General features: G+C 50.2%; 14 protein-coding genes and 3 pseudogenes. 16 read left to right on the forward strand and 1 reads right to left on the reverse strand.

Annotated elements, in window-relative coordinates; all coding sequences use genetic code 11:
• The 16 genes and pseudogenes from FHS18_RS33310 to FHS18_RS34780 form a co-directional block, all read left to right on the forward strand.
• Positions 1-1,930, forward strand: a 1,930-nt coding sequence (locus FHS18_RS33310) for an Ig-like domain-containing domain (RefSeq protein WP_183604705.1), incomplete at its 5' end; no start/stop codon positions are given.
• Positions 1,931-1,974: 44 nt separating this feature from the next.
• Entirely contained in the window at positions 1,975-3,819 is a 1,845-nt protein-coding gene (locus FHS18_RS33315) for an S-layer homology domain-containing protein (RefSeq protein WP_183604706.1), read from the forward strand.
• A 761-nt stretch (positions 3,820-4,580) separates the two neighbouring features.
• A complete protein-coding gene (locus FHS18_RS33320; RefSeq protein WP_183604707.1) occupies positions 4,581-5,636 on the forward strand; it encodes a sensor histidine kinase in 1,056 nt (351 codons plus the stop codon).
• A complete protein-coding gene (locus FHS18_RS33325; protein WP_183604708.1) occupies positions 5,611-6,504 on the forward strand; it encodes a response regulator in 894 nt (297 codons plus the stop codon). Before FHS18_RS33320 ends, FHS18_RS33325 begins: the two co-directional genes overlap by 26 nt.
• On the forward strand, positions 6,501-6,896 hold the full coding sequence (locus FHS18_RS33330) for a helix-turn-helix transcriptional regulator (RefSeq protein WP_246428058.1): 396 nt from the start codon (positions 6,501-6,503) through the stop codon (positions 6,894-6,896). Before FHS18_RS33325 ends, FHS18_RS33330 begins: the two co-directional genes overlap by 4 nt.
• A gap of 37 nt (positions 6,897-6,933) precedes the next feature.
• Positions 6,934-7,338, forward strand: coding sequence for a type 2 periplasmic-binding domain-containing protein (locus tag FHS18_RS34760; RefSeq protein WP_246428059.1), 405 nt, complete (start codon positions 6,934-6,936; stop codon positions 7,336-7,338).
• Between the two features lie 33 nt (positions 7,339-7,371).
• Positions 7,372-8,301 (forward strand): annotated as a pseudogene (locus FHS18_RS33335) (extracellular solute-binding protein); the annotation flags it as partial.
• A gap of 695 nt (positions 8,302-8,996) precedes the next feature.
• Positions 8,997-10,558, forward strand: a pseudogene (locus FHS18_RS33340) (ABC transporter substrate-binding protein); the annotation flags it as partial.
• Positions 10,559-10,662: 104 nt separating this feature from the next.
• On the forward strand, positions 10,663-11,523 hold the full coding sequence (locus FHS18_RS33345; RefSeq protein WP_343060783.1) for an ABC transporter permease: 861 nt from the start codon (positions 10,663-10,665) through the stop codon (positions 11,521-11,523).
• On the forward strand, positions 11,510-11,650 hold the full coding sequence (locus FHS18_RS35070; RefSeq protein ID WP_343060785.1) for a hypothetical protein: 141 nt from the start codon (positions 11,510-11,512) through the stop codon (positions 11,648-11,650). The genes FHS18_RS33345 and FHS18_RS35070 overlap by 14 nt, the downstream gene beginning before the upstream one ends.
• A 1-nt stretch (position 11,651) precedes the next feature.
• Complete coding sequence (locus tag FHS18_RS33350) at positions 11,652-12,299, forward strand: ABC transporter permease (RefSeq protein WP_246428063.1); 648 nt, start codon at positions 11,652-11,654, stop codon at positions 12,297-12,299.
• Positions 12,212-12,487, forward strand: coding sequence for a hypothetical protein (locus FHS18_RS34770; RefSeq protein WP_246428064.1), 276 nt, complete (start codon positions 12,212-12,214; stop codon positions 12,485-12,487). Before FHS18_RS33350 ends, FHS18_RS34770 begins: the two co-directional genes overlap by 88 nt.
• A 4-nt stretch (positions 12,488-12,491) precedes the next feature.
• A complete protein-coding gene (locus FHS18_RS33355) occupies positions 12,492-13,271 on the forward strand; it encodes an ATP-binding cassette domain-containing protein (protein ID WP_246428065.1) in 780 nt (259 codons plus the stop codon).
• A complete protein-coding gene (locus tag FHS18_RS34775; protein WP_343060784.1) occupies positions 13,244-13,546 on the forward strand; it encodes an oligopeptide/dipeptide ABC transporter ATP-binding protein in 303 nt (100 codons plus the stop codon). Before FHS18_RS33355 ends, FHS18_RS34775 begins: the two co-directional genes overlap by 28 nt.
• The gene (locus FHS18_RS33360; protein ID WP_183604709.1) at positions 13,533-14,330 is read left to right on the forward strand and encodes an ABC transporter ATP-binding protein; all 798 of its coding nucleotides are present in this window, start codon (positions 13,533-13,535) and stop codon (positions 14,328-14,330) included. The genes FHS18_RS34775 and FHS18_RS33360 overlap by 14 nt, the downstream gene beginning before the upstream one ends.
• 181 nt (positions 14,331-14,511) lie before the next feature.
• A pseudogene (locus FHS18_RS34780) lies at positions 14,512-14,752 on the forward strand (transposase); the annotation flags it as partial.
• On the opposite strand, the gene FHS18_RS35515 reads toward FHS18_RS34780, so the two are convergent.
• On the reverse strand, positions 14,633-14,881 hold the full coding sequence (locus FHS18_RS35515; protein ID WP_183604710.1) for a hypothetical protein: 249 nt from the start codon (positions 14,879-14,881) through the stop codon (positions 14,633-14,635). The pseudogene FHS18_RS34780 and the gene FHS18_RS35515 sit on opposite strands and share 120 nt — an antisense overlap.
• Positions 14,882-15,929: the final 1,048 nt, after the last annotated feature.

The following is a 15,929-nucleotide window of genomic DNA, read 5'->3' on the forward strand; positions in this document are numbered from 1 at the left end:
GGAGGCAGAGGCAGGAGCGTTCACCGACACAAGCGGCAACCCGATGGCGAGGATAGCAGGCAAGACCGCCTGGGCGTTCAAGACAGCGGATCTGACCCCTCCAACTGTAACCACCACCAGTCCGGCCAACAACGAAACGATCATGACCAAGACCGGTGCGATCTCCTTGACGTTCAGCGAGGACGTGAAGGCGGCGGCAGGCAAAAATGTGGTACTGCGGAAGACGAGCGACGACAGCGCGGTGTTCACCTATGCGGCCAACGATACCAGCAAGGTGACAATCAGCGGTGGAACCGTTACGCTGGCTAACCCAGGCATCGACGATGCCAACGGCTACTACCTGGAGGTAGACGCTGGGGCGTTCACGGACCTGGCGGGCAATCCGTACGCGGGCATAAGCGGCAAGACGACGTGGACCTTCACGATTCCGGATCTGACCGACCCGACAGTCACAGCATTGACCCCTGCCGCCTCTGCTTCGAATGCGGATGCCACCACAGAGCTGAAGCTCATCTTCAGCGAAGCCGTTACAGCTGCAGCGGGCAAAACCATAACGATCCACAAGGCTTCGGATGACAGTGTGGTATACACCTACCAAGCGGATGATACCGGCCATGTGAGTATTACAGGCAATCAAGTGGTTCTTCAAAATCCTGCATTAGAGCCGATGGTCAGCTATTATATCCTGGTACAGCCTGGTGCCTTCCTGGATGCTGCCAACCATCAGTACGCTGGTATTACCAGCAAGACGGGCTGGTTCTTCACAACAATCAATGCGGTCTCGGTAACCGCAACCGTAGATGCTCCACTGGATGAGCTCAGCCTTACGCAAGGGGCGGCCATTTACGTAACGGTGACAGGCAATACATTCCTGGATTCCGCGAGCGCTTCGGATTTCGTCCTGAATCAGGCTCCGCAGGGACTGACCATAGCGGGTGCGGGCAAGATGGGCGAAGATACCGCATTCCTGATCCTTGATTTCGATAAAACTTATTTTGCCAACAATTTCGATCATGTCAGCATCACGGTAAAAGGCTCGGCAATGTCAGGCGGACAGGATGCTCAGACCAATGAATTGTCGATCCAGGCAGCTCCAACCTTAGCGCAAGCTACGGTGTTCCCGGCTAATCACTCAACACTTAGCAGCTTGGAAGCAACCTTCAGCCTAACCTATTCCGAAGATGTAAAAGCCGTTGCCAACAAATTCATCCGGATTTACAATGCTGCCACCAATAACCTGGTTGAAACGATAGCAGCCACGGATAACGCTAAAGTGACGATCAAGAACAATGTTGTGACGATTGCTCACAGTGCCTTAAGTCCGGGTACGCAGTATTATGTACAGATGGATGCATGGGCCTTTGAGAGCACAACGGGAACACCGGCGGCTGGCATGACTACGACTATGGATTGGAAATTCACAACAGCGGACTTAAGCACGGTTGCGTATATTTCGGATGTAGTCATTGGCTCCAACGGGCGTGCAGCAATTCAAGTGTTTGGCAATAACGTTGACAATGCAGGAATGAATAGCGGATATGAGTTGTTTTTCCACCAGTATGTCCATGCAACGAATCAAGTCCGAGTATGGAGTCTTCCCTTCCTGCCGTTTTATCCGGGTATGCCTTATATTGTATTGAATTCTAACTTCTACGACTTCTTCGATATTACAAATGCAGCCTACTTTAATGAAGAGGCATATTTCGAACTGAGCGGGTACACGCTCAATGCGCTTGTACTCAAGAAGGATGGCGTTATCGTCGATGTTGTGGGCGATCCAACGGCCACGACGCAGAAGGGGATTCTTACTAGCGGAGGAACTCTGGTCCGGAAGAAAAACACGATGAAGGGCTCGACAACCTTTTCGGTGAACGAGTGGGATTCCTACCCCAAAGATACGTTCATGTTCTTAGGCAGGCACACACAATAAGGCATATTGGAAAAAAGGAAAGTCATACATTGGTGGAGGTTGCCATGAAAAAGTCCAGAACCAGCAAGCTACGATCCATGGCAGCCGTTCTGATAGCAGCAGGCTTACTAAGCCTGCCTGCTTATCAGGCGTCGGCTGCTAGCACGGATGCGGTGCCAACAGGGAAGGTTACTATCGGATCGGTCACCCAATATCTTGGGGAGCGGGCTTATATCCCGGTTTATTTGCACCAGCCGTCCAAAGGGGTTGCGTCTTACGGCATCGAAGTGAACTTCGATCCTTCTATTTACGAGATTACGGATATTCTTCCCCAATACGGAAAGCTGAACGATGACAGCGGCAGCTGCGCAGATTCTCCCGAAGGCTGCATGCAGTACAAAGCCGACAATACCGCCGGTTGGGTGCGGGTAATCTGGGCAGATGCCAGCGGCGGTGATCATCCGATTACGAAGGCTCAAGTCCTTTTCTATGTGGGGCTAAAAAATAAAAAACCGCAGCCAAGCGGTAAAAGCTTGCTGGAAGTAGACACTTTAAATGAGGAAAATTTCCTCCTGACCGATATCGACGGCAATAAGCTTTCTTACGAGGTGGTAAAGGGGGAAATCGTAACAACCTATCGACCGGAGCCGCCTCCAACGACTAAGGTCGAACAGAAGACAGCGGACGTTCCTGTGAAGGTGGAGACCACCAAGGAGAACAACCGGGTTGTAACAACGGTTGCCGTTGATAATGAAAAGCTTCTTGCCCAGCTGGAGACCCAGCCTCAGAAAACCGTTACAATTCCGGTTGCCGGAAATCCGGAGGTTGCCGTAGCTGAATTGAACGGCAAGACAGTTAAGGCGATGGAGACCAAGGATATGGTGCTGCAGATTCAAACCGAGAAAGCCCAATACACACTTCCCGCAGCACAGATTAACATTGATACCATCTCCAAGCAGGTAGGTCAACAGGTCGAGCTCCAGGATATCAAGGTCAGTGTGGAGATTGCAGAATCCGATCCGATCAAGAAAAGCCTTGTGATGGAGGCGGCCTCTGCCAAAGGAGTGAGTGTGGTAGGTGTGCCTGTTGACTTCAAGGTGGAGGCGACTTACGGCTCCAAGAAGGTGGAGGTCAAGCAATTTAATCAATATGTGGAGCGCCAGATTGCCATCCCGGATGGAATAGACCCTAGGCAAATTACAACCGGCGTTGTTGTCAATGACGATCTAGGCTTGACGCATGTACCGACTAAGATCACGTTAAAGAACGGCACTTACTATGCCCAGATCAACAGTATGACCAACAGCACCTATTCCGTCATCTATCATCCAAAATCGTTTAAGGATGTGGAGAACCATTGGAGCAAGGAACAGGTCAATGATCTAGGCTCCCGTCTTGTAATAAATGGACAAAGCGAAGATCAATTCGGTCCGGACCATTCAGTGACACGTGCGGAGTTTACGGCTATGATTACCCGTGCACTCGGTCTTCACAGCATGCGTGCAGGCCAGCCTGCAGACTTTACGGATATTGGCGGGCTAGGGGATCTGGAGGCTTCAACCCGCATTGCCGCCTCATATAATCTGGTTGCAGGCTATGTGGACGGAACCTTCCAACCGAAGGCTCCCATCACGCGTGCGGAAGCTATGGTTGTAATCTCCCGGGCCATGCAAAAGGCCAATCTGGCACAGGTAAATATGGACAACGCGGCAAGCCTTTTGTCGACATTCGCAGACAATGACTCCGTACCCTCCTGGGCGGCGGCGGGGATTGCCACAGCAGTTTCCCACAATGTGGTGCAGGGGGATGAAGCGTCGCGGCTAAATCCGTCCGGTAAGCTTACTCGCGCCGAGACCGCTGCCTTGCTGCAGCGATTGCTAATCAAAGCGGATCTGATTAACAGTAAATAAAGGACCAGACGGGGAACTCCTTGGTCCGAACCTATAGGCTCAAGCGCCGGGATGACCGACGTTTGAGCTTATTTCTTGTGCGCTTGGCAGCGCGCCGACTAAGGAGTGAAAGTCTCCAGCACACTGCGAGGTGGCGGAAGTGCATTGCTGAAGCATAGTGCATTGTCCGTGAGGAGATGGGATTTATCGGTATTATTCCTGGTGTAGAGAGTGAAGAACGAAGAAAGCGCAAGAGGACTGATGTATAAAAGATGGAATTTGTGTCCATAATACTTTATTATCAACACCTCGCCTCGTAAGTGGCCCCGAAACATATCCCCAATGATAATGTTGATTCCTAAAGTACCTCCCAATAAAACTCCCTAATATTTGTAGATAAACTTAGCAAATTCTCTATTGAAAGCAGATTAAACTTCCAAACATTGTTAAACAGCCCCGGCGATGTCGAGTGCCTGGGAATGGTCAATAATTGTGAAATAATGTAATAATGTATGGTGCATAAATATGTATTTTTAGAATGCGGATATTATCATGAACGGTGAAAATTTGGTGTATAGATAAATACTTTAAGGTGTGTAGTTATCAATAATTCTGAAAATGGTCCTTGATAAATCAAGGATTTTTTGAAGTGTTTTCTCTCTAATTCTGACGCCATACAGGGAGAGGTGTGCTCCAGCTGCTTCGCCTTGTTTTCTTCCAAGAGTACGTACAGAGAAAGAGGAGAGAATTTTCTTTTCATGCAACAGAGAATTTGAGAAATTATGGAGCTCATACAGGAAGCTGCAAGCTCTAATTACAATACGACTATCGATGGTCAAGCCTACCTGGAAATCTATTACCGTATGGAGAATTGGGGCTGGGAAATTGTCGAGCTAACGCCATATGATTGGATCTCAAGGTCAGGTGACGTAATCAGTCGGGTGACACTCTATTCCATCATGATCAGTCTCCTCATATGCGGCTTGTTTATTCTTTTATTCGCCTCCCGCGTGCTGAAGCGGCTTAAGCAAATCCGCCAGCTCATGAAGCAGGTTGAACGGGAAAATTTTAACCTGGAGATGAAAGTGACCGGCAATGACGAAATTACGTCCTTGGCCAGGACGTTTAACCAAATGTCCTACCGCCTCAACGAGCTGATCAACGAGGTTCATGTATCCAAAATTAAGCAGAAGGAAGCGGAGTTGAAAGTGCTCGAGGAGCAGATCAATCCTCATTTTCTGTACAACACACTGGATATGATTTATTGGATGAGTAGGATGGAGCAAGCCTTCGAAACATCAACGATGATTAACTCGTTGTCCCAGCTGTTTCGGATCGGCCTTAACCGGGGCAGCCGTTTCACAACGGTGGCCAAGGAGGTCGAGCACATCCGCCATTATATCCATATTCAGCAGAAACGTTACGAGGAGACGATTGCCTTTACGATCGACGTTGCTGAAGATACACTGACTTGCCCGGTTACCAAAATGGTGCTCCAGCCGATTGTTGAGAATGCGATCCGGCATGGTATTGAAGCGCATGGCGGGGACGGGCGCATCGACATTGAGATCTTCCATGAGGGGGATGATCTGCTATATCGGGTAAGAGATGATGGCGTAGGGACGGATGAGGCCGTCATTCAAGGCAGTCTGAACGAATGCGTCTCGCAAAATACAGGGCTTGGTCTTCGTAATATTCATGACCGGATCCGCCTCAATTACGGCAGTCGTTATGGGATCGAATTTCACAGTCAGCCACAGCTTGGCACGACCGTAACGGTACGGCAACCTCTCAGGAAAGGAATGGCACCAGATGTTCAAGGTGATGGTGGTCGATGACGATATGATCGTCCGCAAAGGGATTATGACATCCATTGCGTGGTCCGAGTATGATATTGCGTTCACGTTGGAAGCCAGGAATGGCCAAGAGGCATGGAGCAAGCTGCAGGAGCATCACGTCGACCTGATCCTGACCGACATCAAAATGCCGGTGATGTCCGGTATTGAACTCGCCAAGAAGGTAAGAAGCGAGTGTCCGGACATTGAGATGGTACTGCTTAGCGGCTACGAAGATTTTCAATATGCGAAAGAGGCGATGGCGATCGGCGTACGGCATTATTTGCTCAAGCCAGTTCTGGCAGAAAAGCTCGTGTCAACACTTACGGGAATACGGGAGCAGCTGCGAAGCAAGAGGCTTGCCGAGCGGGGAGAGCGGTACCGGAATATGCTGATCAATGAGCATATGCCGCTGATGCGAACCAAGCTTATGAACGAGCTTATCGGAGGGAAGCGGGTAAGCGATGAGCTGCTGGAGAAAGCGATTACCTTGCATACTCCCCTAACGGGGCCTTATTACCAGGTGGCAGTGATCGAGCAGGATGTACCGGATGATGCATCGCAACACGCAGCGTCAGAGGCGGAGGAACGTAAGTTCTTTGCATGTATGAACATTGCGGAGGAGACGCTGAACGGCTATTACTCGGGTTTCCTCAGTCTTCACAAGACAGGGAGAATGATCCTCCTTGCTAATTTGTCCGATGCTTGTTCGATCCTGGAGGCGTGCAAAATGATTCAAGGCAATCTGCAGCGCTTCCTCAAACTATCAGTATCGATCGGTGTCGGTGAGCCTGTCGTCGGATTGGGCATAGCTACGAATCGGCCTTCCGTGCGCTTTCCGGGAAGAGCTTCCAGGGAAAAGGCGAGTTGATCGACTGGAGGGAGTTCAAGCGTGATCCGCTATCTCGGAATGATGCGCTGCAGATCGAGACTGCGCTGACAGGCCAACCGCCTAAAATCGTGAAAGAAGCAATTCTCTATATGACCAAGCATTACGGGGAGCCGATAGGTCTGAACGAAGTGGCGGCTCACGTTCGCGTCACTCCCGCCCATCTAAGCAAAGTATTCAAAGAGGAAATGGGTGTCACCTTCATCAAATGGCTTAACCATCTGCGCATGGAGGAAGCGAAGAAGCTTCTGCGTCATACCTGGATGAAGACGTACGAAGTTGCTGAGCAGGTAGGCTATCCGGATTACAAATATTTCTCCTTGATGTTCAAACGGCATACCGGTAGCTCGCCGAGGGACTACCGGAAAAAATAGCCGCCTCTAATCTTCAAACGTGAATAGGGGGATTGACGTGTTCCGAGCTTCGAAGTTACCTGCTGCCATGTTGGCTGCTTGCTTTAGTATCTTGCTGCTAGGAGGATGTGCCAAGGTTCCATATTCGTTGGAGGCTGAAGGCGACTATATGCCTGCAGCCGATGAGAATGCGGGTGTTACGTTGACGTTGGCACATTCATGGACGGCAACTTCGACAACCGCAGTCGATTCGGTTCACCGTTCGCTCGTCGAGCGGTTCGTTCAGGACAATCCCGCAATCACACTGTCTGAGGATGTCCTTGATAATGCGTCGCTGAAGGTGAAAATCAAGACGCTCGCCGCTGCCAATGCGCTGCCGGATGTCTTCATGCTGCTTGGTTCCGACGCCCGAATGCTGTTGGACAATAAGCTGATCATGCCGGTCGATGAGCTTCTGGAATAGGATCCGGTCTGGAAAAAGGGCTTTCGTCCGAATGCGTTCGACGATTTCCGGTTCGATGGACAAACGACTGCGATTCCAATGCAAATGACGTTAACGTCGGTCATTTATTATAATGCAGACATTTTCAAGCGGGCAGGCTATTCAGCATTTCCGTCGACTTGGGAGGATTTCCTGGATGCGATTCCGAGGATCCGGTCGCTTGGCATAACCCCGATCTCGATGGGGAATAAGGATCAATGGGTTGCAGGTTCCTGTCTGCTGAGCGCGCTTGGCGACCGCTTTACCGGCACGGCGTGGTTCGACGGGATTGTAGGGCGCAAAGGACCGGCTTTCACGGACCAGCCTTTCGTTCAGACGCTAGCCGCGATCAAGCAGCTATCGGACGTGGGAGCCTTCAATGACGATATGAACCGACTCGATAACTTTCAACAGCGTGAAGCTTATTACCAGGGGAAGGCTGCGATGTTCCTCGAAGGGGGATGGGCGGTGTCCTCCGTAATTGCCGATGCGCCGCCTGCTATTCTTGAGCAGACGCATTTGTCTGTTCTGCCGCAAGTTCCAGGAGGAGCAGGCCTCCCGCTATCCTCTGCCGGCGGATCCGGTTGGGGAATTGCGTTGAATGCGAATTTGAAAGGGGAAAAACTGCAAGCAGCCGTTAAGCTGATTAAGTATTTGACAGGCGATACGGCCGCGAACGAGATGGCAGCCAAAGGCGATATCTCGGGATCGTTTGCCACCATCCGCGACCAAGCCTCGCCACCCTTATTCAGTGAATATATCGTCTTGCTGGACAGCGTACAGCTCACGCCGGTGTATGATGTGCGGCTGCCGCCTGACGTTGTGCAAGTGCTGAATGAAGAGCTGCAGCACCTGATCATGCCGGGCTCCTCCCTTACGCGGGAGGAGGCGGCAAACAGCATTCAGGCTGCGTATCGGTACGACCGTTCGCCGGAAGGGGGGTAAGTTTTTTTGATGGCCTAATTCATTATCCCTCTCAAGTCTCCTGAAATTATAAAAAACGCGCTGGACCGTCAGTTCTGCGCGTATAGTGACGCAGGATGGGAAGCGCATCGAGCGTTAACCCACGAGAAACTGCATTATTTTAAGCGCGGGATATTGGTTATAACGTGGATCTTGACGAAACAGGCGGATAAGAAATATCCCTCGCTTACTGAAACTAACAAGAAATTAACAAAAAGCCGCTTTCACGAAGCGGCTTTTTTGTGTCGTACGCCGATTGAACGTTTCCGACTGCTATCCTGTATGAAACCATACTGTAGGGGTGGGCCCGAAATTTAGATATAATCACAAAAATACAGGGATTATCGCCACGCAAAACCGGCCTTATACTAGTTTTTGTAAGCGGTTACTTAGTTGAAAATTCAAGCGGAAAGTGGTATGGGGGAGCACATAGAACGAAGGTTTGACAAGTTCGATATGAGGGATGACAACCATTCGACGATTGGAGAGGTCACATGAAAAGAAGAGCGATTACAGCTGCGCTAATAGCTTTGCTGATGACAGTCTCGATGCTGGCCGCATGTACGAACTCCCAGGAAGCGCTGCCTTCAACTACTAATACCGTCAAAGAAGACAACAAGCCTGCAGACCAACCTGCGACGACCAATAATGAACAGAAGGAAACCGATAAGCCGGCGAATAACGCCAAAGAAACGCCTCGGAACGAGACTCTTTACATAAGCGGTCTGCAATGGGGGGCGCCTACGAACTTTAACCTGATCAGCGGCAACCCGCCTTCCCGATCAACTATGGGAATTCCCGCGAGCTGGTCTATGAAACGCTCTTCATGATCAACATGAACGACGGCAAGCCATTCACCTCCGACGACGTGGTGTATACCTATAAGCTTGGCCAAAAGTATGAGATCAACTGGAGCAGCTATTGGGACTACATTCAAGATGTAACCGCAGACGGGCCGAATGCGGTGAAGATCACCTTGAACCCGGCGAATCCGAACAAATTGACCGTTACCGAAAGTATTGAGCTGATTCCGATGCTTCCGAAACATATTTGGGAGGCAATCGAAACCAAAGCGAATAACGTTTTGGCGGAAATCCGTAAGGAGTTCAATGAGAACCCAGTCGGTACAGGTCCGTACAAAATGCACTTCTACAACGATCAGAAAATTACGGTTGTGCGCGATGACAATTATTGGGGCAAAGCGCTGTTCGGCAAGCTGCCGGCGCCGAAATATATTACGCATGTCATCTACAAAGACAACGCGGCAGGCGACCTCGCCTTTAAGAATGGCCAAGTCGACGTCTCGCAGCAATTCACTCCTCAAGTATGGAAAATGTGGGAAGGCGGCGCACCGGTCAAAACGTATCTGAAGGACGCGCCTTACTACCTGCCGGGCTCGATGCCATCCATCTTCTTCAATATGACGAAGAAGGGGCTTGATAATGCCGACGTACGCAAAGCGATCGCGATGGCGATTGATTATAAGAAAATATCCCAGCTGGCGATGAGCGGCTATTCGGCGGATATGAAGCCTTCGCTTACGCTTGATACGCCGGCCGAATCGAGTCTGTTGGATCAAGACGCAATTAAATCGTTGCAATGGACGACAGATGTAGAAGCGGCCAACAAGCTGCTTGACAGCATCGGCGCGAAGAAAGGCAAGGATGGCATCCGCGTATTGAACGGCGAGCGTCTTGGACCGTTCGAGGTGGAATGTCCGTACGGCTGGTCGGACTGGAATGCAGCGCTTGAGATCGTGGCGCAGAGCGCGAAAGCGATCGGCATTGAGATCCGCACCAAATTCCCTGAAGCGCCTGTATGGACCAATGATCTGCAGACCGGCAAATTCGACATTATCATGAATACGCCGGCCGGCAACGTCACCCCGGCCAACCCTTGGAACCGCTCAAGAACGATCATGTACTCCAAAGGCGTTGCGCCGATCGGCGAGATGGCGTTCTGGAACTGGGGCCGCTACAAAAATGAGAGAGCCGATCAAATCATCGATAAAATCCCGACGGTTGAAGGCGCGGAAGCAAAAGCGCTGTATACCGAGCTGACGCAAATTTGGCTGAAAGACGTACCGTCCATTCCGTTGATGTACCGTCCTTGGGTGTTCTATACCGTCAATGAATCGGTATGGAAGGGCTTCCCGGTCGATGGGGACGGCAGCAATATTCCGCCGCAAATCGCGATCGATGGCGCAGGTATCCGCGCTTTGTATCAAATCACGAACTAATCCTGTCAGGGCCTATATGGGGGCGTCCCCGGTATAGGCCCTCCTTGACCAATTCATATCCGGAGGTGAGCTTAAGTTTGAATGCTAATACCAGGTAGTATTTTGTGAAGAAATCAGGCTGGTATCTCCTGACGCTGCTCATTGCGCTCATTCTGAATTTCTTGCTCCCGAGGATGATCGAAGGCAACCCTGTCAGTACGATAGCCACGCAAGTATCGCAAGGGATGACGGACAGCGACTCGATCAAGAAGGTATACGATAATTTCATGAAGGAATTCGGTGTCGATAAGCCGATCATCGTCCAATTCGGAATCCATCTGAAAAATCTGTTCACCGGCGATCTTGGCACTTCATTCGGCTTATATCCAAGGCAGGTATCCAGCATTCTTGCTTCTGCCGTACCGTGGACGATCGGCCTTCAGCTGCCGGCCATTCTGGTTGGATGGATTCTGGGGAATGTGCTTGGCGCAGTCGCGGCTTACCGCAAAGGCGTATTCGACCGTGCGCTCTTTCCGATTGTCCTGTTCGTCAACTCGATTCCGTTCTTTACGCTCGCGATTATCATGCTGTACCTGTTCGGCATTACGCTGAAATGGTTCCAGATGTCGGGCGGCTACGATTACCAAATGGTACCGCATATGAGTTTGGATTTCTTCCTGTCGGTGATCCGCCATCATACGCTTCCTTTCCTGTCGATCGTGCTCGTGACGATTGGCGGACAGGCGATCGGGATGCGGGAGATGTCCATCTATGAGCTGAACGCTGATTACGTGTTGTACAGCAAGCTTCTCGGCATTCGTGATTCCCGCGTTGCCCGTTATGTATTCAAGAACGCAATGCTGCCGCAGATTACAGGTCTTGCCTTATCGATCGGCACAATGGTCGGAGGCTCCTTGATCTGCGACCATCGTCTTCAGTTATCCGGGCATTGGAACATGGCTGTTTACCGCGATCCGTCAGCTTGATTATCCGCTGATTTCCGGCTGTACACTGCTCATCGCCATCACCGTGCTGCTTGCGAATTTTACGATCGAGATCATCTACGGCATTGTAGATCCTCGCATTAAGGCCGCGCAAATGGAGGAGAATTGATATGACGCATTCCATCGGCATTCTGATGCGATCGCCGAAGTTCCTGCTGGGCGCGATTACGACCGTGCTGATGATTTTGCTGGTCGTCATTTATCCGCTTATCAACCGGGGCGATCCGCTCGAGATGATGGCGCTGGCCTTCCAGCCCCCGGGTAACGGCTTGCTGCTCGGATCCGACAACTTCGGCAGGGATTTGTTTCTGGAGCTCGTCTATGGGATTCGCACATCGATCATCGTTGGTCTGGTGGCCGGGGTTGTCGCAACCGCGATCGGGCTGGTGATCGGATTAGCCTCCGGATACATCGGCGGGCTAGTCGACAACATCCTCACAGCGGTTACCAATATGTTCATCGTCATTCTATCGTTCATTATTCTCATTCTGATTTCGGTCAGCTTGAATTCTCGCAGCTCGCTCATCGTGGCGATGATCATCGGTCTTACGAGCTGGCCGTGGACAGCCCGGGCCGTCAGAGCACAGACAACGTCGCTGCGCAACCGGGATCCGTCAATATCGCGAAAATTTCCGGTCATAGCACGTCCCGGATCATTCTATTTGAAATTTTGCCGTATATCGCCTCCTATGTCGTCATGGCCTTTATTCTACAGGTGGCATCCGGCATTCTGGCGGAAGCTTCGATCTCCATGCTAGGTCTTGGACCGTACAATACGATATCGCTCGGCATCATCATGAACTGGACGCTCGTGTTCGAGGCTCCTGTAGCCGGCGCCTGGTGGGCATTCATCCCTGCCGCGTTCTCGATTGCGATTATTACGTTTTCCTTATATATGATCAATACGGGCATGGACGAAATCTTCAATCCTAAAATAAGGAGCTAGTCCCATGAGCGAACATGCGCGTAAACTCGAAGTTGCTCCAGAGCCGGTTCCGAAGCGGAATATTCTGGAGGTCCAAGAGCTGAAGACCTATTATAAAACAAGGCTCAAAGAGAATGTGTATGCAGTGGATGGCGTAAGTTTCGCGATCGAGGAGGGCAAGACGCTCGGCATTGCGGGCGAATCCGGCTGCGGCAAGTCGACGCTAGCGCTGAGTCTGATGGGATTTTATTTTCCTCCGCTTCATTACGGGAGCGGTTCGATCAAGGTCAATGACATCGATATTATGAAGCTGAATAAGGACCAGCTGCGCAAGATGATTCTGGGCAGGGAGATTGCTTATATTCCGCAGGCCGCAATGAATGCGCTCAATCCGACGCTCAAAATCATTCATTTTATCGAGGATATGATGAAGGAGCACCGGCCAGAGCTGACCAAGAAACAAGTATATGATATGGCGGCCGAACGGTTACAGATGCTGCATCTTTCGCCGGATGTCCTGAAATCGTATCCGAATGAGCTCTCCGGAGGGATGAAGCAGAGGACGGTCATTGCGATCTCGTCCATTCTCAATCCGAAGGTGCTCGTGGCCGATGAACCGACTTCCGCGCTTGACGTCACGTCGCAGAAAGCGGTCATCCGTCTGCTTAAGGAGCTGCTGGATAAAAAGCTGATACAGTCGCTCGTCTTCATCACCCACGAGCTTCCGCTGCTCTACCACGTCACCGACGATATTATGTCATGTACGCAGGGGAAATCGTGGAGCGGGGAACGGCGCATCAGATGATTTTCGACCCGATCCATCCTTATACGAAACGGCTGATGGGCTCCATCATCGTCCCGGAAGAAGGGATGAAGGAGCATAAGCTGGCAGCCATTCCAGGCGCACCGCCGAATTTGAAGCATGTTCCGGAAGGATGCAGATTCGCCGAGCGCTGTACGTTCACCACCAATGCCTGCCGCCAAGGAAAGATCGGGAACCGTCATGTAGGCGAGCGTGTCTACCGCTGCCTCTTTGACGAAGACACCTTGAAAGGGTGGTATGCGAATGAACAAAGGTGAGGTGCTGCTGCAAGGATCGAACGTCACGAAGGTGTTCAGCTACGGGAAGAAAACGAAGGCGGCGGTGAACGAAGTCGATTTTGCCTTCCATGAAGGTGAGATTATCTCCATCGTCGGCGAGAGCGGAAGTGGCAAGACGACACTTGCGAAGATTCTTATGGGGCTCTTGAAGGAGACGAATGGTACGATCGCCTATAGAGGCCAAGCGCGAAAGCTGCGCAATCATGCTGACCGCAAGAAGTATTGGAAGGATATTCAGGCTATTTTCCAGGATCCCTTCTCCTCGTTCAATCTGTTCCATAAGGTTGAGAAGCTGCTGCTAGATTGCATCTCTCTTCGCGGGCTGACTCTGTCCAAGGAGGAGCAGTTCAACAAGATGAAAGAAGCATGCTCGTTCGTCAATTTGAAGTTCGAGGAGCTGTACAACAAATACCCCTTCGAGCTGTCAGGCGGGCAGATGCAGCGGCTGATGATCGCCCGGATCTTCATGCTGCATCCGAAAATTCTGATCGCCGACGAGCCGACTTCGATGATCGACGCCTGCTCAAGGTCGACAATTCTTGATATGCTGCTCAAGCGCAGCGAGAATAACATGACGATCATCTTCATCACGCACGATGTGGGGCTTGCCTATTATGTCAGCGACACAATCTATATTATGAAAAAGGGCCGGATCGTCGAATCCGGTGAAGCCGAAGAGGTCATTATTAATCCGAAGCACCGGTATACTCAGCAGCTGATCTCGGACGTTCCTAAGATTCATGAGGCGTGGAATTTGGCATAGGGTAGAATGTTTTCATTCGAAGCTGCCTGTCGGTGACAAGAACATATATGTGAGCATTTTGCATAAATCGGTGCTCTTGTGCGACAAGGATCTCTGGACATAAAAAAGGGACTTCACCCCAATTTGGAGAAGTTTTTCGGTGACCAAACCGAAAAACCCCAAAGGAGGAAGTCTCTTTTGTATATTTCCAAGAAGCCTATTTTCCTTCGAGGAACTGCAAAAACTTGAATCCAAAGAACGCTTACCTATATTTCTTCGGTTCTCTTGACTTACGACCGTATGCGAAGGAATTGAGAAGTCGCTCACCCCGAGGTGCCGATGGGCACTGCAGACAAGGGATTATTCGGGCCCTGCTCGCTGCGCCGCTTGAGAACATTACTACCTTTACCGGCCTGCATCGTCGTTTGGATGTAGATCTTCGGCAAATATAGCACCGTTCGGTGAATGTCATTCTCACTAAATCTGAAGGAAGCCCTAGATATGAAAAAGCCGAGCTTGTTCGGCTCGACTAACGGGTAGTCATCTTGTATTTTGTGTTCGATAATCGCCATGAAGGCGATCTTCATCGGTTCGTTATTAGAGGGAAAGAGGCGTGTCCATATGCCAGGAGCATAGTGGGTTGATGCTTTTTATAAGCCGCGTTTGATTCATTTGTAACAAGTTAATTGTTGTTCATATGTTGCTGCTTATCTTGAGGGACTTTATTGGTTAGTAAGTGTTCAACGATTGTCGCGTTCGACGTTACATTCTGCTTCTTAATGGTTGTACTTTTTTTCAAAAGATTCACACCTCACGTATGAGAATATTATTCGGCTGAAGCCAACCAACAGGCCATTTATTCGAGAAGAGAGTCTAGTTGGCTCTTTAGATCGATGACTTGTTTTTCGGACACATGGGCTTTGACCCAGGTTGATACGTTATCGATCGTTACAAAGGCCTCCACAATAAACTCGGATCCTTCGTCAGTGTTCTTATATACTCTTACTTCATCAGGTGTTCGATCCAATTTTGTTTCCTCCTCTTCGTTATAATCCAGTCTTCCCAAAGAGGAAAGAGAACATGTGTGAAGTAAACTAAGCAAAGAGGGCGTCATAATAGATACGAAAACAGGGGGCTACACTTGACCTTTAGCAGGGTGGATTTCCCAGTTGTATGTCGTCCATGAAACATGATATTCTAACATTCCGCCGCTGAAAGAACGGTGAGGCGGGTATGGCCATCTTATCTAGTTTCAGTAGTAACTCGGTTGCGTGAATGGAAGAAACTAGCGGTTGAAACTGTGAAACGAAACATGGTATGATGTCATTCCGCCGCTGAGAACGACGAGCGGACACGGGAAGCAAACCTAGTTTCATTGGTTTCTTAATTACGAGAGACCAAGAAAATAGAGGTTGCAACTGTGAGACGAACATGATATGATGTCACTCGGCCGCAAAAAACGGCGAATGACAAAGAAACTTGATAAATGATGAACGACCTGTTGGTCGCTCAAATCAATTATCACTTGTTCCTTGAAAACTGAACAATGAGCGATATGTTTTATAGCTAGTATTTAGAATGAGCTGAACAAGCTCCTTCGAAGTAGCGGAATGCTGCATG

Origin of the sequence: Paenibacillus phyllosphaerae, from assembly GCF_014192105.1 — a bacterium.
GTDB classification, from domain to species: Bacteria; Bacillota; Bacilli; order Paenibacillales; family Paenibacillaceae; genus Paenibacillus_Z; species Paenibacillus_Z phyllosphaerae.